The organism is Rothia koreensis, assembly GCF_004136575.1.
Taxonomy (GTDB): Bacteria; Actinomycetota; Actinomycetes; order Actinomycetales; family Micrococcaceae; genus Rothia; species Rothia koreensis.
On the sequence record NZ_NOIQ01000008.1, the window covers coordinates 15,267 to 31,037 of the forward strand.

Annotated in this window: 25 protein-coding genes, 1 tRNA gene and 1 pseudogene; 24 read left to right on the forward strand and 3 right to left on the reverse strand. The window is 59.4% G+C overall.

The genetic code is table 11. The annotated features are described in order from the left end of the window. The first annotated feature begins 319 nt into the window (after window positions 1-319). Together pyk and EWU68_RS07415 are read left to right on the forward strand one after the other, a co-directional pair. Window positions 320-1,789 (forward strand): pyruvate kinase, encoded by a 1,470-nt coding sequence (pyk, locus tag EWU68_RS07410; RefSeq protein WP_129315494.1) that lies wholly within the window; start codon window positions 320-322, stop codon window positions 1,787-1,789. Between the two features lie 159 nt (window positions 1,790-1,948). Next, a tRNA-Leu gene (locus EWU68_RS07415) sits at window positions 1,949-2,030 on the forward strand. A gap of 97 nt (window positions 2,031-2,127) precedes the next feature. On the opposite strand, the gene EWU68_RS07420 is transcribed toward EWU68_RS07415, so the two are convergent. The 3 genes from EWU68_RS07420 to EWU68_RS07430 are packed head-to-tail and all read right to left on the reverse strand — an operon-like array spanning window position 2,128 to window position 4,055. Then, complete coding sequence (locus tag EWU68_RS07420) at window positions 2,128-3,261, reverse strand: tyrosine-type recombinase/integrase (protein ID WP_129315495.1); 1,134 nt, start codon at window positions 3,259-3,261, stop codon at window positions 2,128-2,130. Beyond that, a complete protein-coding gene (locus EWU68_RS07425) occupies window positions 3,251-3,628 on the reverse strand; it encodes an ImmA/IrrE family metallo-endopeptidase (protein WP_162421388.1) in 378 nt (125 codons plus the stop codon). Before EWU68_RS07425 ends, EWU68_RS07420 begins: the two co-directional genes overlap by 11 nt. Before the next feature lies 1 nt (window position 3,629). Next, window positions 3,630-4,055, reverse strand: a complete 426-nt coding sequence (locus EWU68_RS07430) for a hypothetical protein (protein WP_129315497.1) — start codon at window positions 4,053-4,055, stop codon at window positions 3,630-3,632. Between the two features lie 163 nt (window positions 4,056-4,218). Here EWU68_RS07430 and EWU68_RS07435 point away from each other — a divergent pair, with 163 nt between their 5' ends. The 22 genes and pseudogenes from EWU68_RS07435 to EWU68_RS13515 all read left to right on the forward strand — a co-directional run bounded on the left by EWU68_RS07435 (window position 4,219) and on the right by EWU68_RS13515 (window position 15,752). Continuing rightward, a complete protein-coding gene (locus tag EWU68_RS07435; protein ID WP_129315498.1) occupies window positions 4,219-4,485 on the forward strand; it encodes a hypothetical protein in 267 nt (88 codons plus the stop codon). Next, on the forward strand, window positions 4,482-5,321 hold the full coding sequence (locus tag EWU68_RS07440) for a phage antirepressor KilAC domain-containing protein (RefSeq protein ID WP_129315499.1): 840 nt from the start codon (window positions 4,482-4,484) through the stop codon (window positions 5,319-5,321). The genes EWU68_RS07435 and EWU68_RS07440 overlap by 4 nt, the downstream gene beginning before the upstream one ends. Beyond that, entirely contained in the window at window positions 5,318-5,509 is a 192-nt protein-coding gene (locus EWU68_RS13505; protein ID WP_129315500.1) for a helix-turn-helix domain-containing protein, read from the forward strand. Before EWU68_RS07440 ends, EWU68_RS13505 begins: the two co-directional genes overlap by 4 nt. Before the next feature lie 87 nt (window positions 5,510-5,596). Then, on the forward strand, window positions 5,597-5,848 hold the full coding sequence (locus EWU68_RS07450; RefSeq protein ID WP_129315501.1) for a hypothetical protein: 252 nt from the start codon (window positions 5,597-5,599) through the stop codon (window positions 5,846-5,848). Window positions 5,849-5,892: 44 nt separating this feature from the next. Then, entirely contained in the window at window positions 5,893-6,078 is a 186-nt protein-coding gene (locus tag EWU68_RS13510) for a helix-turn-helix domain-containing protein (protein ID WP_129315502.1), read from the forward strand. A gap of 1,172 nt (window positions 6,079-7,250) precedes the next feature. Then, on the forward strand, window positions 7,251-7,541 hold the full coding sequence (locus EWU68_RS07460; RefSeq protein WP_129315503.1) for a hypothetical protein: 291 nt from the start codon (window positions 7,251-7,253) through the stop codon (window positions 7,539-7,541). 570 nt (window positions 7,542-8,111) lie between these two features. Further along, the gene (locus tag EWU68_RS07465; protein WP_129315504.1) at window positions 8,112-8,696 is read left to right on the forward strand and encodes an ERF family protein; all 585 of its coding nucleotides are present in this window, start codon (window positions 8,112-8,114) and stop codon (window positions 8,694-8,696) included. After that, on the forward strand, window positions 8,696-9,196 hold the full coding sequence (locus tag EWU68_RS07470) for a hypothetical protein (RefSeq protein WP_129315505.1): 501 nt from the start codon (window positions 8,696-8,698) through the stop codon (window positions 9,194-9,196). The genes EWU68_RS07465 and EWU68_RS07470 overlap by 1 nt, the downstream gene beginning before the upstream one ends. Further along, entirely contained in the window at window positions 9,174-9,374 is a 201-nt protein-coding gene (locus tag EWU68_RS07475) for a hypothetical protein (protein WP_129315506.1), read from the forward strand. Before EWU68_RS07470 ends, EWU68_RS07475 begins: the two co-directional genes overlap by 23 nt. Next, window positions 9,371-9,730, forward strand: a complete 360-nt coding sequence (locus tag EWU68_RS07480) for a hypothetical protein (protein ID WP_129315507.1) — start codon at window positions 9,371-9,373, stop codon at window positions 9,728-9,730. Before EWU68_RS07475 ends, EWU68_RS07480 begins: the two co-directional genes overlap by 4 nt. Beyond that, complete coding sequence (locus tag EWU68_RS07485) at window positions 9,727-10,071, forward strand: hypothetical protein (RefSeq protein WP_129315508.1); 345 nt, start codon at window positions 9,727-9,729, stop codon at window positions 10,069-10,071. Before EWU68_RS07480 ends, EWU68_RS07485 begins: the two co-directional genes overlap by 4 nt. A gap of 45 nt (window positions 10,072-10,116) precedes the next feature. After that, the gene (locus tag EWU68_RS07490) at window positions 10,117-10,812 is read left to right on the forward strand and encodes a DNA cytosine methyltransferase (RefSeq protein WP_129315509.1); all 696 of its coding nucleotides are present in this window, start codon (window positions 10,117-10,119) and stop codon (window positions 10,810-10,812) included. Between the two features lie 185 nt (window positions 10,813-10,997). Beyond that, window positions 10,998-11,180: pseudogene (locus EWU68_RS13560) on the forward strand (helix-turn-helix domain-containing protein); the annotation flags it as partial. 276 nt (window positions 11,181-11,456) lie between these two features. Continuing rightward, window positions 11,457-11,741, forward strand: a complete 285-nt coding sequence (locus tag EWU68_RS07495) for a hypothetical protein (RefSeq protein WP_129315510.1) — start codon at window positions 11,457-11,459, stop codon at window positions 11,739-11,741. 2 nt (window positions 11,742-11,743) lie between these two features. Then, window positions 11,744-12,196 carry a hypothetical protein gene (locus tag EWU68_RS07500; protein WP_129315511.1) on the forward strand — a complete coding sequence of 151 codons (453 nt, stop codon included), beginning with the start codon at window positions 11,744-11,746 and terminating at the stop codon, window positions 12,194-12,196. 213 nt (window positions 12,197-12,409) lie between these two features. Further along, window positions 12,410-12,637, forward strand: coding sequence for a hypothetical protein (locus EWU68_RS07505; protein WP_129315512.1), 228 nt, complete (start codon window positions 12,410-12,412; stop codon window positions 12,635-12,637). A gap of 352 nt (window positions 12,638-12,989) precedes the next feature. Beyond that, window positions 12,990-13,205, forward strand: a complete 216-nt coding sequence (locus EWU68_RS07510; RefSeq protein ID WP_129315513.1) for a hypothetical protein — start codon at window positions 12,990-12,992, stop codon at window positions 13,203-13,205. Between the two features lie 273 nt (window positions 13,206-13,478). After that, complete coding sequence (locus EWU68_RS07515) at window positions 13,479-13,706, forward strand: hypothetical protein (RefSeq protein WP_129315514.1); 228 nt, start codon at window positions 13,479-13,481, stop codon at window positions 13,704-13,706. Further along, a complete protein-coding gene (locus EWU68_RS07520; RefSeq protein WP_129315515.1) occupies window positions 13,703-14,203 on the forward strand; it encodes a hypothetical protein in 501 nt (166 codons plus the stop codon). The genes EWU68_RS07515 and EWU68_RS07520 overlap by 4 nt, the downstream gene beginning before the upstream one ends. A 289-nt stretch (window positions 14,204-14,492) precedes the next feature. After that, window positions 14,493-14,717, forward strand: a complete 225-nt coding sequence (locus tag EWU68_RS07525) for a MerR family transcriptional regulator (RefSeq protein ID WP_202976701.1) — start codon at window positions 14,493-14,495, stop codon at window positions 14,715-14,717. Window positions 14,718-14,719: 2 nt separating this feature from the next. After that, entirely contained in the window at window positions 14,720-15,259 is a 540-nt protein-coding gene (locus EWU68_RS07530) for a single-stranded DNA-binding protein (RefSeq protein ID WP_129315516.1), read from the forward strand. Between the two features lie 16 nt (window positions 15,260-15,275). Continuing rightward, complete coding sequence (locus EWU68_RS13515; protein ID WP_420852878.1) at window positions 15,276-15,752, forward strand: HNH endonuclease signature motif containing protein; 477 nt, start codon at window positions 15,276-15,278, stop codon at window positions 15,750-15,752. Window positions 15,753-15,771 lie beyond the last annotated feature (19 nt).

Consider the following 15,771-nt stretch of genomic DNA (forward strand, 5'->3'; position numbering starts at 1 on the left):
GCATGCGGAACCCGACCACCTCCCGAGCCCGGGGATTCTTCCTCAACCCTATCGATTCGTCGGGGCCTGTTCCCGACGGGACACCGCTCGCGTGTGGGGAAATGTGGGTTTTTTGGATTCTTTGGTAGGCGGCCTGGGCCGACGCCGACGCCGAATGGACACAGACATTTCACACGCTTCGCCTTGAAAATGCGGGGTTGACGGGATCGATAGTGAGGTGGATCAACACCTCTGTCGCGGTGAGCCGGCGACCGCGAGTCACCGATATGGGTGCGCGCCTGACTGTTCATGTGGCTTTTGTCGAACTAGAGTTGAAGACATGAGACGCGCAAAAATCGTAAGTACCCTAGGACCCGCCCTTTCCAGCTACGACAAAGTCTCGGAGGCAATCTCCGCAGGACTCAACGTCGCCCGGCTGAACATGAGCCATGGCGACCATGACGTCCACATCCAGAACTATGACAACGTGCGGCGTGCCGCCGAAGACCTCGGCAAGAACGTCGCCATCCTCGCCGATATCCAGGGCCCCAAGATCCGCCTTGAGACCTTCGCCGACGGCCCGATCGACCTCGCACCCGGCGACACTTTCAAGATCACCGTCGAAGACATTCCTGGCAACCAGGAGATCTGTGGGACCACCTACAAAGGCCTCCCGGGCGACGTCCGCCCAGGCGATGCCCTCCTGATCGACGACGGCAAGGTCCGCCTCGAAGCGACCCACGTGGATGCGACCACGGTGACGACGCGCGTCGTCGTCGGCGGCACGGTATCGGACCACAAGGGAATCAACCTTCCCGGCGTGGCCGTCTCGGTGCCTGCCCTGACCGAAAAGGACGAAGGCGACCTGCGCTGGGCGCTGCGAACCGGCGTCGACATCATCGCCCTGTCCTTCGTCCGGTCGGGTGACGACATCTCGCGCGTTCACGAGATCATGGACGAGGAAGGCCTGCGCCTCCCGGTGATCGCCAAGATCGAGAAGCCGCAGGCGGTAGACAACCTGCAGGACATCGTGGACAAGTTCGACGGCATCATGGTGGCCCGCGGCGACCTGGGCGTCGAGTACCCGCTCGAGGACGTTCCGCTGGTGCAGAAGCGCGCAATCACGCTCGCACGCCGGTGGGCGAAGCCCGTCATCGTGGCAACCCAGGTTCTGGAGTCGATGATCAACAACCCGATGCCGACGCGCGCCGAGGCTTCGGACTGCGCCAACGCGATTCTCGACGGTGCCGACGCGGTCATGCTTTCGGGCGAGACATCGGTCGGCAAGTACCCGATCATCACGATCCAGACCATGGCCCGCATCGTGGAGTCCACCGAGCAGCACGGCATGGACCGTATGCCGGAGCTGGGATCGAGCCCGCGGACCCGTGGAGGTGCCGTCACCCTGGCGGCGGTCAACATCGCCGACCAGCTGAACGTCAACTACATCTGCACCTTCACCCAGTCGGGCGATTCGGCGCGGCGCCTGTGCCGCCTCCGCCCGACCAAGCCGGTGCTGGCCTTCACCCCGGACCCCAAGGTCAAGGCGTTCATGGCCCTGTTCTGGGGTGTCGACGCCGCCCTGCAGGAGGAGCACTCGGACACCGACAGCATGACGGAAGCCGTGGACCGCTACCTGCTCAAGCACAACCTGGTGCAGAAGGACGAGCTGTTGGTCCTGACCGCTGGTTCACCTCTCGGTGTGGCCGGATCCACCAACATGGTCAAGGTGCACAGGGTCGGCGACCTGGACGATCACGGCGCCCGCGCCCCGGAGAGCCGCGAGAAGCTGGGGCCGTACCAGCACTGAGGCCACTTCGCACAACCTGACCGCGCGTTGGCGGGACGGGGTTCACGCCCCGTCCCGCCGTCTCATGGGCACCTGGCTCCGTGAGAGATTTCGTGTTGTGTGAGCGATTGTGTAAAGTAATCGTGGTTCGGAGGTGGCCCGAGGGTCACTGCCCAACTTGCCCAAGTGGCGGAATTGGCAGACGCGCCGCACTCAAAATGCGGTTCTTCACGGAGTGTGGGTTCGAGTCCCACCTTGGGCACAAGCCAATAAAACAGCGGGCCTTGCACGGTACAACACGTACTACATAAGGCCCGCTTCTTTCATTTAAATTAGTCACGTCGTTAGTCACGCGGCCCTTAGCCCAGCGCACGGTCCATCGCTTCCGCCGCCGCCTCGGACAGTTCCGGCACCACATGCGAGTACGTGTTCATCGTCAACTGGATCGTTGAGTGACCCAAAATCTCCATCACCACACGAGGCGGTACACCCTGAACCATCATGAGAGTCGCCGCCGTATGCCTGGCATCATGCAACCGAGCTGACGGGACTCCCGCGAGGTCCAGAATCTTCTTCCACTCCGCGTAATCCGGCTGATGGGACACGGCTGTTCCTTTCGGGGTGGTGAACACAAAATCGCCCCTCGGATCACCCGTCCAACCTGGGCCGTACCTCAACCGCTCTTGTCCTTGAGCCGTCCGATGCCGCCGCATTGCCTGTTGCAGCGACCTCGGCATGAGGATTGTCCGCTTAGACCTCTTCGTCTTAGGTTCCCCCAGGACAGAACCCGTACCGTCAAAGGAGCGCTTGAGAGCATGTCTGACGGTTAAAGTCCCGGCGTCGAGGTCTATATCCTCCCAGCGCAGTCCGAGCGCTTCCCCCTGCCTTAGACCGAGACTTAAAGCTACGGTCCAGCGGGGTGCATTTCGGCGGCCCTCGGCGATACGGAGGATGGCCCGGGCATCGTCCGCCGTCAAAGGAGTTACTTCGTACTGACGAATGGTCGGCGCGTCTACGAGCGTGGCCGGGTTCCTGCTGATCTTGCCTCGTTGCTCAGCTACTTTGAGGGCACGTGATAGTACGCGGTGCGCTTTCAGGACCGTTGCTGGTGCTCGGTCCAAGTTGCGGTGGAGCTTTTCGATGTGTTCGGGGCGCAAGTCTTCAAGCCGAACCCGTCCTAGCGTGTCGTTGATGTTGTTGACTTGGGATCTATAGGCGTTCCAGGTGCCCGGTTCTAGGTTGGGTTTGGCGATGTGCTTGAGCCAGTAGTCCAACCATTCGTGAAGGTATGGGTTGTCGGCGACGAGACCGTCTTGGCCTGCCGCGATCGCTGTCTTGAGTTTGTTCTTCGCATCGGTACGGGTGCGGCCTGTCACCGTTTTGTATCTGCGGCGGCCCGTGGCGGTCCAGCCGCTAGTGAATTGACCGACCCATTTACCGTCTTTGCGGCGGAAGATCGACCCGTCACCGTCGTCACGTTTCTTAGGCGACACTGGCTTGCCTTTCCAGGTGTGTAGTGATGACCCAGGGTAGTACGTCGTAGATGCGGCACCATTCGGCCATATCGGTGATGCCGGCTGTGTCGTTGGGGTCGACGTCCTTGAGGAGTCTGTGTGCGGCGATGCGGTTGCATCTGGCTTCTCGTTTGGCGTGCCACACAGGGTCGTGTGTGGGCTCGTCTCCGTATTGGTGGTGGACGATTTCGTGGGCGAGGGTGGACCGTTGCGCCCGGTAGGTCATCCCGGGGCGTAACCAGATGGTGCGGTTCTGGTGGTCGTACCATCCGTCGTCGCCGTGTCCTGGATCCTTAAGGACTACGCGGAGGCCCAAGGCCTCCGCGTGGGTAAATGGGTTGTACATGTCAGGGCGTGTCCTCCGGTACGTCTTCGGTGTGTTCCTTTGCAGCCCGGAAGGTGGGCCTGTCATCGAGGGTAGGGCGACGGTCTGACAAGTTAGTGACGTTCGCTTGCTTAGTCTTGGCTACCGTCTTTGCGAGTTCGCGGTTGTACACCTCTTCGGCGAGCTCTAGCTCGGTGTAGGCGTCTAGTCCTTCCGCTCCACCCATTTGCCGGGCTTCGTCGCGAGTGATCATCTCTGCCTGGCGGAGTACGTCCACGATGCTGATCTCGTAGTGACGACAGATGGTGACCAGATCGATTACGGAGATCGTGTTGGAGGTTGCTTGGCGGTTCAGAGTTGCTTGGGGCATTCCTACCGCTTCGGCAATTCCTCGGATAGATCGGGTTCCGGATAGTGCCTTGAGGGCTGAGGCCATGTTCTTTGTCATGACTCTAGTATGACTCATTTCTGACTCATGAACAAGTCAAGATTGAGGCAACCGTCAAAAAAAATCCAATAATGTTTCTGATCTGGGTTGCGCGTCCCGGTCTGGTGTCCTATCGTTGAGTCATCAGATGGCAAATGAGCCAGATTAGAGACAGGAGGTGATCATGAGCTACGCGCTCAAGATCAAGCGTCACAACATCGAGATGCTCAAAGAAGAAGCATGGCGAGTCATCGGAGGACCGCAGAGAGTCATTACCGATGAGGAGCTGGCAAACGTGCTTCTCATCTCGAACTCGTCACTCGCACGAGTCAAGGCCGGTGGCAAGGTGCCCAGCATGATGGTCGCGGCAGTGATGAAGCGATTCGCGGAGCACCCCGAGATTACTGAAAACCTTTGGTACATCGAGGAACCGCAGGAGGTGGCGGCATGATCCGCACCCATGAAGACAAAAAGAAAGCCGCCCGAGCAGGGGCGGCAATCAATGAAAGGAGTTCTGTCGTGGAACTTTTCGAGTACAACAGTACACCTGTCCGAACGATTGTGGAAGACGGCGAACCGTGGTTCGTAGCCTCGGATGTCGCGAAGATCCTCGGGTACGCGAATGGCTCAGCTGCTGTTGCACAGCATGTCGACTCGGAAGACGCCCGCAGGGCAACCCTCGCGATTCACGAGGGTTCCCGCGAGGTCTCACGTGCGCGCACGCTGGTCAACGAATCAGGCCTTTACGCTCTGACATTTGGTTCGCACCTTTCCGAAGCTCGGAAGTTCCGCCGCTGGGTTACTAGTGAGGTTCTTCCTACGATCCGTAAGACGGGCTCGTATGGAGGCACCCCGGAACTGACGGGTCCCGAGCTCATGGCGAAAGCGATCCTTGAGGCTGAGTCCACCCTGAAAGAGAAGGACGCGAAGATCGCTGAGTTGGAACCGAAGGCCGAACGGTTCGATGGGTTCCTCGGTTCCACTGGTGATATGTCCGTTGGCGACGCGGCGAAGCACCTGTGCCGGATCGGTATCGATATTGGGCCGCGTCGGTTGTTTGCTTGGTTGGAGGAGCATGGGTGGTTGTTTCGCCAGGGTAAGCACAAGGCCCCGGTGCCGTATCAGTCGAAGGTTGATGCCGGGTTTCTTGCGTCGCGTGTACGGAGCTACATGGACCAGGAGACAGGGGAGCTGGTGATTGCCGATCCGCAGGTTCGGGTGACCTCAAAGGGGCTTGAGCGGATTCATCGGATGTTGTCGAAGCAGTTTTTGGAGCTGGTGTCATGATCGTTGAAGCCGATAGGGCCTACTCAATCGCCAGGGCCGCCGAGCAACTCGGAGTGTCCCGAGGGACCGTGTACAACCTCGTGAACCGTGGTGAACTGAAGACAGTCAGCTACCCCGGTATCGGGGGAATGCGGATCACTAGCAGGGAACTCGCAAAGTTCCTTAAGCGTTGCGAAAGAGCGGCGTAATTCAAAAACCACGAAATTTTCTGTGGGGAGGACTCTACCCAAAATCGCCTTGCTGTTCGCGGCTTGGCTTGTTCATAGGAGACGACTATGCACGCGTTTCTTGCCGGTGTTGACCGGTCGGATACTAAGAATCAGATCAGGGCGACGTTCTTGGCCAACGCCATGCACCTGGGGCTGGAGCTGTCCCCGTCCCGAGCTTCCCGGCTGGCCGATAAGTACAAGCGGGGCCGGCTGGACCAGTATGACCCGGAGCTGATGCGGGTGTTGGACTACAGTGACCCGACAGGTGAAGTAGCGACGTCGAACGTGATGGATGAGATGTGTCTGGTCTCGGCCTAGTAACCTCGGTCCTTGTCACAACGTCGAATGTGGAAGGCAAGGACATGATCGAACAGCGGTACAAGGTTGCTGAGGTGGCGCAGATGTTGCGGGAGTCAAAAGAGCATATTTATCGGGGTTTGCACCGGGGCTGGTTCGTAGGAGCCTACAAAATTGGTGGCGGGCGGACCTCGGATTGGCGGATTCCGGAGAGCGCGATCGAGGCTTATCTCGAGAGATGCCAACGGTGAAGCGCGAGGGCCGCCTGGTTCTTGCGGAAACCAGGCGGCCCTCATCACACGCGCACTCCCCTGCCGAGGAGTGCTTAGGGTGAGGCCGCCCCACGAATGGACGGCCCGTGGAACGGCCTCGTGCGGGGGATCTTGAGGTTCCCGCGAAACAGGATATTAGCAGAAATTTTAAGGTGAGGCCGCCGCCGTACGGGGGAATTTGGGGCGGCCTCAAGCGGGGTCTATGGGTGCCCCGCGGAACGGAATATTAGCACAACGCCGCGCAGGGCGGCAGGAGAGGAGGGGCCGTGATTGGTATTCAGATCGTCGCGCTCATTGTCCAGTTGGGGATGCTGGCGTTCCAACTGTGGTTGTGGCATGACACGAGACAGTCGGAAAAGCGGACCGAAGAGTACTACTCATCGGGGAAAGGGACAGAAGATGGGTTGGCCTGAGCGTGATGGCATCACGGTTGAGTACTTTCCGGTGGAAGCTATCCCTGACCAGTATCGTTTTTACTTTGAGAAACTATTCGGATCTTCCGCTTCATCTGTTGCAGGCGAGCTGAGTCGGCTATCCGTATGGGTCGGGGACCCGGCTGTCGTTGTAGATGGAGTGTGCGCGTGTGACGGATACGGTCAAGGGCCCACCATCGAGGAGCTGGCGAGAACCACATGGGTTTGGCATCAAAATTTCCAACGTCAAGAAGTAAGAGATTTCTTCGTCGTGGATGTTCTCCCGCAACCGTGTACCCGATCCGAAGGGGAACAGGCCCGGCATGTTGTTGGGGCCAGGTGCAATCGATGCGGTATGGCTCGTCTGTGGTTTGAAGCACCTGAGGGTGTCCCTTTGGAGGGTCGATGGACAGATGCTCACACATTGGGGTTATAGAAAGACTGAGGATCGGATGAATCCCTTGGTTTGCTATGGTGATGCCCCTTTTATTCATGACTGGGCATTGTCCGATGCGCTGTCCCCATTGATGGAGGTGTCTTATTTCTATGACTGGTACTGGCCGGTCTCTGATCGTGTAGATGAGGCCTGCGCCTGCTATAGCGGTGCCGCTAAATCCTGAGAGAAAACTGACCCAGTCCATACCCTGCCCCGCCCCTGTGCGGGGCTCTTCTAGTTAAAGGAGTTGTTCGGAGTGAAGTATATCGATGCCTTGCGGGGTGGTTGTGATGGCTAGCCCGATGTCTGAGGAGATGACACCGGAGGAGTACGAGGCGGCTCGAGAGGAGTGGATGCTCCTGGGCGAGGACGTTGTTGAGTCGTTGTCCGCGTCTGGGCAGCCGTTCTCGTTCGACATGGTGCGCCGTGAGCTGCCGGAAGCGTTACACCCGAATCATTATGGGCAGTTGATGAAGCGGCACCGTGTGAAGGCCCTGGTGGATAAGGTGCAGGCCCGTCCGTCGAGTATTCCGACTCGTCGTGGCGGGCTTTCTTATGTCTACGTGGGCCGTGGTTGGGATGAGGTCGCGTGAGGCTGTATCCGAAGCATGATTCGTGTGATGTGTGTGGTTTGCCTGGGTTGCATCACGTGCATGAGATCGATCGTGAGGGTTGGGGAGAGCAGTTGAGGGAAGAAAGGGACAACCGATGAGAGCGATCGAGCGAGACGAGAAGACAGGAACGTATCTGGTGGACCCGTTCGACGGTGGCCTGGCATGGCGACTGACACGGGAACAACTCGAGGAACTGACGGTGGCTTGCCTGACAGCCGTGAACAGGTTTGGGAGGAACAAATGATTGATCTACTGATTTTCCTTGCCGGTTGGGTGCTATTGGCCGGCTGGTTCTGGTTGGACACGAAGCCCTGGAAGAAACTTCCGGGGCTTTTTTCATGCCTGATTGGGGGCCGTCGTGGACACCGGAGCGTATAGAGCAGCACGTCGGAACACGATGCAGGGACGGCCTGTCGAGTCCTCGGAACGAAGGAACAGGCCGTCGAAGTATGGCGACCGTGGGTCCGACCGGATGACCACTGAGGAAATCAAGCAGGGGCTCGAGGCCGGTTATCTGGCTGGTCGTTGGAGAAGGAAAGGGGACGCCGCATGAGTGATCCGAAGAAGATTCACGAGGCACTGGCCGATGTCATGGAGGACGTCCGGGCGGTGCGTAAGGGTGACCAGAATACGCACCAGCGGTTCATGTTCCGTGGCGTCGACGCCGTGGTCAACGCGGTAGGACCGAAGCTGCGGAAGCACGGTGTGATCGTGATGCCCGAGGTACTGGAAAAGTCCGTGGATGTGGCACAGACGAAGAACGGTGCGATCAACTACATCACGAAAGTCACGGTCAAGTACACGTTCACAGGTCCGGCTGGGGACCAATTGTCAGCGGTTGTCCCAGGCGAGGCTATGGACATGCAAGACAAGGGCACGGCTAAGGCCATGTCAGTTGCGTTCCGTACGTGCTTGCTTCAGGCGTTGTGTCTGCCGACCGATGATACGGACCCGGACGCCGAAAACCACGAGGAATCAGTGCACCCGGAAGACGAGATCCGGTCCCGGATCGAACAGGCGACCGCGCAAGGCCCGGACGCGGTCCAGTCGCTCGGGACGTGGGCCAAGGGCCGCTGGCCTGAATGGGCTTTGGACGAGTTGAGGAAACGACTCGCGACAATGAGGGGGAAGTAATGGACCAGAACATGCCTGCCGTGTTGGTGGCGTACTACATGCAACGTGAATTGAAGAAGTATCTGGACGATCACAAGGGTGATCTCATGCGTGAGCTCAACCCGGGTGATTCGGTCTCTGCCCGGTATGACTTGGATGGGCAAGAGCTGCCGTTGGGTAAGGCCACTAGGACGGAGCCTCGTCCGGCGTGGAAGGTCACCGACTGTGACGCCCTGATGGAGTGGGCGGAAACGAACATGCCGGATCTGGTGGTGACTCAGAAGGCCTTGGACAAGTCGGGGGTGGATGAGCTGTTGCGGACGGTCAAGCACCAGAACGCGGCGATCACCAGCGAGGGTGAGGTCATTCCCGGGATCGAGTGGGACAACACGGGCGGCTCCTATGTGCGGTTCACTCCGGCGAAGGACATCGCGGAGAAACTGGCGTTGCTCAACCGTGAGGGCCGCCTGGGCGGTCTGACAGGGGAGGTGCTGGGCATTGAACCCACAGCTGAAAGCTGAGTTGGTCCGGTTGTTCAAGAGGGCGGAAGGCCGTTATGGCCCCGCCTTTTTTCATGCCCTGGACGAGGTCGCGGCGTGCCCCGCGTACCGGACCACGCCGGGCGAGATCGCGGAGTTGCTGGACACGGAGATCCTCGACGGTGTGGGCCAGTTGTACCGGAAGGAGCGGACGAAGTGATCCAGACCGACATCAACCGGCATTTGTTGGAGTGGGACAAGATCGCCCAGGCGTACCGGTCCACGATCAACGCCCAAGCTGAGGCTGAGAACACGTACAGGAAGGAGCGGGCGAAGTTCATCATCCGGGCCAAGGACGCCGACCCGAAACTGTCCCAGGCCGGGGCGGAAACCTTGGCCGATGCCGACGACCCGGTAATGACCCTGCGGTTGAAGAAGGAAGCGAAAGCCGGGGAGGTTGAGGCTTACCGGCAGAAACTCTTCTGGTGCAGGGCGAAAGCGGACTCGCTCAGGTCTGACCGCGTCGACGAGCGCGAAGCAAACAAACTTTATTCCCAACACGGAGGTGACGCGTGATCGCCAAGACCAAACGACTCAAAGTATTCGACCGTGACGGGTGGGCGTGCGTGGCCTGCGGGGTGCAGTCGGAGCTGACGCTGCAACATCGCATCAACCGGGGCATGGGCGGGAGCAAGCTGTTCGATGGTTACGAGTGCCTGATCGTCCTTTGTGCCGGGTGCAATGCCCGCCTCGAGCAGGACGCCGACTACGCGGAGCTCGGACGACGTCGTGGGTGGAAGCTGCCACGGAACCGGCGGGTGTACCCGGCGCATGAGCCGGTGTTCTATCACGGTGATTCCCGGCAGTGGTTGCTCGATCCAGATGGTCAGCGACGACTCGACGAACCCGCTTTTTGAAGGCCCGCTTCGGCGGGCCTTTCCCATACCCAATGAAGGAAGACCATGAAATACCGAATCCTAGACCTCTTCTCATGCGCTGGTGGCGCCGCTGTCGGATACCACCGGGCAGGGCTAGAGGTCGTCGGCGTGGACATCAACCCGCAGCCGCGTTACCCGTTCGAGCATCACGTGGCCGATGCCCTGGAATTTGTCGCCGCCCACGGGCACGAGTTCGACTCGATCCACGCATCACCGCCCTGCCAAGCATTCAGCGCCACGAAGTCCCTGCACACCAACACACACCCGGATCTCATCGGCCCGACCAGAGAAGCATTGCAGGCGACGGGCAGACCATACGTGATCGAGAACGTTCCCCGGTCGCCACTGACGGACCCGACAGTCCTGTGCGGGACCGAATTTGATTTACGGACCGAGGACGTGGACGGGGTTCCTTTGAAGCTGATCCGGCACCGGTTGTTCGAGTCGAACATCCCCCTGGCGCGTAAAGGCGGATGCAGCCACGACAAATCCGTGCTGACCGCCTCAGTGTACGGGGCCGGTGGCGGGTGGACGCCGAAGCATCGCGATTCACCATCCAGACGGGGCGGATATGTCCCACACACGGACGTATGCCGCCGTCTGCTCGGCGTTGATTGGACGACCAAGCACGAGATGTCCCAGGTGGTTCCACCGGCTTACACGGAGTGGATCGGAGGACAGGTCATCTCCTACCTCGAGGGGCTGGTGGAGGTCGCATGAGCTGCCGGAACACCAAGACGAACAAGAAAAAAGTCCGGTACCGGGACGAGCTGGCGGCGCGTATGGCTTTGGCGAAAACACGCAGCCCAGCACGCCGCAACTCCAGCCGAGACGAGGCCCGTGTGTATCGGTGCCCGTCCTGCGGGGGCTGGCACCTGACATCGAAGAAATGAAAGGAGGAAACGGTGAGCGTACAAGCCACATCATGGGTTTGGGACCATTCCCAGGCCGAGGGCAACGCCCGCCTCGTGCTGTTGGCAATCGCTGACGGAGCGAACAAGCAAGGCGGGAGATCGTGCCAGTCGGCTAAAACAATTGGGGAGATGTGCCGGTTGTCGAGCAGGTCAGTGCAGCGGCATATTGCATTGCTCCTGGAATCTGGTGAGTTGGTTATCGAGGGTACGCACGGGAAGTATCACACGAATATTTACGCTCTTCCCGGCCTCTCTCGCTACGACAGTACCGACGTACGTCAAAATGACGTATACGACAGTAGAGGTTCTTCGCTACGACAAAATGAGCCCGTCGCTACGACAGAGCTGTGTCACCCTACCCCAATACCCCAAGATACTTACGTATCTACCCCAGAGAGAGACGCCGACAAGTCGGCTCCCTCCAAAGGGTCACGAATGGTCGACGGGTGGATGCCAGACCAGAAGCACATCGACAAGATCAAACAGATGCGCCCGGACATCGACCTGAACCTCGAGCACACCAAGTTCATGAACTACTGGATCGCCAAGACCGGCAAGGACGCCTCAAAGAAGGACTGGGGACGAACCTGGGAGAACTGGATGCTCAACGCCCGCGTGGACAAATCCCGGCAAGAGTACAAGCCAGGTTGGCAGAAACGCCTCGAACACGCGGCAAAACAGAATGAGCAGTACAAGGCCCCGTCCAATGACGGGGTCTTTTCTATAGGAAGGTGACTATGACGCCGGAAGATGTTCACGGATTCTTGGCGTGGGTAAATCAGCACGACCCGAGGGTCGAGACGTCGCCGGTGAACGTGGAGGTCTGGGGCCGAGCTGTCGGGACGTTCGACAACATGGTGCTCAAGGACGTGATGCTGGATTACTTCGCCCGGTCGGGGGAGAAGCCCGCACCGTCCGAGATTCGCCGATTGGCGATGTCCGAGGTTGAGCGTCGTGAAGCACGACAGCGTGCGTTGGAGGGTCCGAAGGAACAGGGGCCGGGCTTCGAGAAAGCTCTCCGCTCTCATCTGAATGATCCTGAGTTCCAGCGGATCAGGATGGAAGCCCGTGTGCGGTGGTGCGAGACCCACGACGTCGAGCACGACGGCGACGGGTGGACCGCAGCGGACCGACCCACGACCGCCCGTGACGGGCGCACGACGGCACTGGACGACCTCGGACGCTTCTGACGACCCAACACCTACCCAGCATATTTCTAGCCCCTCACAGGGGCTTTTTTCGTACCTAGGAGAAAACACACCATGTACCAGTACCGGGGGCAACGGACCCTCGACAAAGACACCGAATCATTCACCGAACTGCGCGAACAACTCCGACAAGCCGTCAGGGACCGAAACTCAGCACACAGACGAGCCACACGATACAAAGCCGAGAACGAGACCATGAGACACGAAATTCAGAGGCTCAAGACCGTTGTCGAGACTCAACGCGTCACGATCGATGACCTCACCGTGAAGCTCAAGAAAGCTAACGAAGCGCAGGATGCCCCGACCCTGAGCGCTGACTGGTTCGAGAAAATGCGAAGGTCCTACCAAGCGAGAATCGCGGAATTGGCCGCCGAGAACGGCATGCTCAAGAACATGGCGATCATCCAGAGGGCAGCGGCATGAAACCGGAGGACATTGTTTGCCCTGATTGTGGCCGGTCGGCGTTGCAGGTGACGTTCAATTCCCCGAACTGGTGTTCCACGTGTGAGAACTATTTCCGGCGTAACGGGCGTCGGCGTCCGAATGACCGGAAGTTGGGACCGAGTAAGAGGTTTGACCCTTCGTGCCAGGTGTGCCCGGAGTGTGGGCATTTTCGTGCGAGCGGTTCGGCTCTGTGCCGGGAGTGCGAGAACAAAGCGAGGGCCAAGGACGAGCCTGTGACGACGGGGTACCGTCCCACTATCGATGTCATCCGCGACGATCTCGCGTATTGGCTGAGGACGTGTGTCCCGAGCACGGTGGGCAGGGTGATGGCATGAGCCTGTCGCTTGCTGATTTGGCGCGGAACCCGGGCAAGAAAGCTACCGGGGATGACGGTGCCGTGTACGTGTGGGACGACGGCGACCTGTGGCGGTTGCACCCTGGCCCGTTCAACGACGGCGAGTCGGTCATGTTCGACGACGACGTCAAATACTTTTACGAGCCGGTCCAGCAGGGGCCGGCTCTCTTCACCGCATGGCGGAACGAATGAGTAACCAAACCGAGTAGGAGGTGGTCGGCGTGGCGAAGTACCCGGATGACTACATGCCGGTCCCGCAGGACGAGACGCGGCACGAGACGAACGATTTTTGGATCAGCGAAGGCGTGGACTGGTAATGAAACAAGCAGAGAAGCAGTGCCAAGGCGCGCTGAATATCGCCGGTGAACATTACAGGTGCGACCTGCCCGCAAACCATGACGGCGCGGGACACGCGAACACGGAAGCTAAGGCTATTTGGTGCGGAGACGGGAAGGACGACACGAAATGAGCGACTGGTCCACCATCGTAAGCGCGGTCGGCGCACTCACCGCCGGAATGATCCTAGTTATCTGCGTTCAACTCGCAACAGCACTACTCGACCGGGTCGAGGCAGACACCAAAAATCGGAATCTAGAGGAACAGATTAAGCGCATGGAATCAGCCTTGAGAATTTGCGCCGTAACCGGCATGACCTACGACGAAGCGCTAAAGCGAATGGAGGCCATGAAATGACTGACATGGACCTCGAAGCAATCAAAGCCCGCGCACGAGCGGCAACCCCCGGACCGTGGCGAGTCGGGGCGAACTTTATCGACAACTTCACCCCGGACAAAGACGAATACGACGTGGTGGTCGACGTCTGGACGATGGACCCGAGCGGCGACGCCGAATTTGAAATGTCTGATGAGGACAAGGCGTTCATCGAGGGTATGGACCCGACCACCACACTCGCACTTGTCGAAAGGATCGAGCGGTTACAGGCCGCCTGGATGGAGGCGGTGACGTCCGACTTATGGGCAACATTCCAGCTCGAAGAACTCCGCGACCGGCTGACCATCACCGATGAAATGATCGAGCGGGCCGCTCTGGCGATCGCAGAAGTGGACGAATGGCCCACCAACGAAGAACTCGGCGGCAACCTTACCGGAACACGGGACGAAGAGTTCCGGGATCAATACATCGACATGGCCCGCGCCGCCCTCGAAGCCGCGCTAGGGGGCCACGAATGAGCCTCGTAGGACTCGCTATCCACATCGGCCTACTGTCCATCGCCGTAGCCGTCCTCATCCCAGCAGGACTGACCATCCTGGCCCTGCTCATCTACGAGACGGCCCGTGACCCCGACAAACCAGCCGAATACAGACTCCAAGGAGGAAAACACCCCGTAGTGCCACACGACCCACTACCCGCAGAATTTTGGGAAGACTGTTTGCCCTGTCGGGCCGGGTACCCAGAGCTCTGCACCGAAGAAGATAAGCCGTCCCACCGGGCGGCATTTTTTATGCCCAAAAGGAAGTCATGATGCAAAACCAAAAGTATGCCTCTCCGCAGGAGATCGCTGAGTACCTACTCACCACCGAAGCCAAGCTCGCCAACGATCGCTACCACGGCGTAGGCCTTCCTTACACCAAGTTCGGTCGCAAGATCCTCTACTCCTGGGAAGCCGTCGAGGCCTACCTCGAAAAGAACACCGTCAACACCACCAAATCCCAAGCCGGGCAGAAAGATCAGGAGAACAAGTAAACATGGCGAACGAAACGACCATCACTGTAGTAGGCAACTTGACCGCCGCACCGGACCTCCGGTTCACCCCGAACGGCGCGGCAGTAGCCAACTTCACCATCGCATCGACACCGCGCAAGTTCGACAAGCAGGCCAACGAGTTCAAGGAGCAGGAAGCACTGTTCTTGCGGTGCTCGGTTTGGCGGGAGACCGCCGAGAACGTGGCCGAATCCCTCGATAAGGGTATGCGAGTTATCGCCACGGGGGAGCTGCGCCAACGGTCCTTCGAGGACAAGGAAGGCAACAGGCGGTCTTCGATCGAATTGGACGTGCAGGAGATCGGCCCGGCGCTGAAGTTCGCTACTGCGCAGGTGACGCGGAATCAGCGATCACAGGGCGGCCAGGGTTCCACCCAGAACGCTCCACAGGGGCAGGGCTGGGGGAACGCTCAGAACCAGCCTCAGCGGCCCGTGCAGGGGCAGCCGGTCGACCCATGGAGCGGAGGAAAGCAGCAGGCCGCCGACTGGGGCAACGGGCAGGACGATGCGAATGTTCCGTTCTGACCCCCGCAAGTCGCGGATGCCGCAAAATCCAATACTGATACCGGAACGTGTTGCCGAAAGAGCAGCTACACGCATCGATGTCACCGAGGAAGGATGCTGGGAAAGCACCTACTCGGTGGCCTCTCACGGTTATGCACAGATCGGGTGGCAGGACGGTGGCTATCGCCAAGTGGTGACAGCCCACCGCGCCTCATGGGTACATTTCCACGGCCAAATCCCACCGGGAATGACCATCGACCACCGATGTCGTAATCGAAGATGCGTCAACCCGGACCACCTCCAACTCATGACCAACGTGAAAAATGCACGAGGCGGAGGCGGGTTCCATCAGCAGAAGCCAGTGCCCACGGATGAGCGTTGCTCCCGTGGGCACATTGTTTTAAGGTACCCATCCGGCGCGAAACACTGTCGAGAATGTGCTCAAGAGTGGGCGCGGAGAAAAGCCGCTAGACAACTACTAAAACGATCCGGTCTTGAAGACCAAGCAGCATAACCACAACTGATAAGCAGGC

What these genes read in the sequence shown, in the direction of transcription:
- pyk (WP_129315494.1), top strand. Translation starts at nt 320, where the DNA reads ATGAGACGCGCAAAAATCGTAAGTACCCTAGGACCCGCCCTTTCCAGC.
- EWU68_RS07425 (WP_162421388.1), bottom strand. Translation starts at nt 3,628, where the DNA reads ATGTACAACCCATTTACCCACGCGGAGGCCTTGGGCCTCCGCGTAGTC.
- EWU68_RS07430 (WP_129315497.1), bottom strand. Translation starts at nt 4,055, where the DNA reads ATGACAAAGAACATGGCCTCAGCCCTCAAGGCACTATCCGGAACCCGA.
- EWU68_RS07435 (WP_129315498.1), top strand. Translation starts at nt 4,219, where the DNA reads ATGAGCTACGCGCTCAAGATCAAGCGTCACAACATCGAGATGCTCAAA.
- EWU68_RS07440 (WP_129315499.1), top strand. Translation starts at nt 4,482, where the DNA reads ATGATCCGCACCCATGAAGACAAAAAGAAAGCCGCCCGAGCAGGGGCG.
- EWU68_RS13505 (WP_129315500.1), top strand. Translation starts at nt 5,318, where the DNA reads ATGATCGTTGAAGCCGATAGGGCCTACTCAATCGCCAGGGCCGCCGAG.
- EWU68_RS07450 (WP_129315501.1), top strand. Translation starts at nt 5,597, where the DNA reads ATGCACGCGTTTCTTGCCGGTGTTGACCGGTCGGATACTAAGAATCAG.
- EWU68_RS13510 (WP_129315502.1), top strand. Translation starts at nt 5,893, where the DNA reads ATGATCGAACAGCGGTACAAGGTTGCTGAGGTGGCGCAGATGTTGCGG.
- EWU68_RS07460 (WP_129315503.1), top strand. Translation starts at nt 7,251, where the DNA reads ATGTCTGAGGAGATGACACCGGAGGAGTACGAGGCGGCTCGAGAGGAG.
- EWU68_RS07465 (WP_129315504.1), top strand. Translation starts at nt 8,112, where the DNA reads ATGAGTGATCCGAAGAAGATTCACGAGGCACTGGCCGATGTCATGGAG.
- EWU68_RS07470 (WP_129315505.1), top strand. Translation starts at nt 8,696, where the DNA reads ATGGACCAGAACATGCCTGCCGTGTTGGTGGCGTACTACATGCAACGT.
- EWU68_RS07490 (WP_129315509.1), top strand. Translation starts at nt 10,117, where the DNA reads ATGAAATACCGAATCCTAGACCTCTTCTCATGCGCTGGTGGCGCCGCT.
- EWU68_RS07495 (WP_129315510.1), top strand. Translation starts at nt 11,457, where the DNA reads ATGCCAGACCAGAAGCACATCGACAAGATCAAACAGATGCGCCCGGAC.
- EWU68_RS07500 (WP_129315511.1), top strand. Translation starts at nt 11,744, where the DNA reads ATGACGCCGGAAGATGTTCACGGATTCTTGGCGTGGGTAAATCAGCAC.
- EWU68_RS07505 (WP_129315512.1), top strand. Translation starts at nt 12,410, where the DNA reads ATGAGACACGAAATTCAGAGGCTCAAGACCGTTGTCGAGACTCAACGC.
- EWU68_RS07510 (WP_129315513.1), top strand. Translation starts at nt 12,990, where the DNA reads ATGAGCCTGTCGCTTGCTGATTTGGCGCGGAACCCGGGCAAGAAAGCT.
- EWU68_RS07515 (WP_129315514.1), top strand. Translation starts at nt 13,479, where the DNA reads ATGAGCGACTGGTCCACCATCGTAAGCGCGGTCGGCGCACTCACCGCC.
- EWU68_RS07520 (WP_129315515.1), top strand. Translation starts at nt 13,703, where the DNA reads ATGACTGACATGGACCTCGAAGCAATCAAAGCCCGCGCACGAGCGGCA.
- EWU68_RS07525 (WP_202976701.1), top strand. Translation starts at nt 14,493, where the DNA reads ATGATGCAAAACCAAAAGTATGCCTCTCCGCAGGAGATCGCTGAGTAC.
- EWU68_RS07530 (WP_129315516.1), top strand. Translation starts at nt 14,720, where the DNA reads ATGGCGAACGAAACGACCATCACTGTAGTAGGCAACTTGACCGCCGCA.
- EWU68_RS13515 (WP_420852878.1), top strand. Translation starts at nt 15,276, where the DNA reads ATGCCGCAAAATCCAATACTGATACCGGAACGTGTTGCCGAAAGAGCA.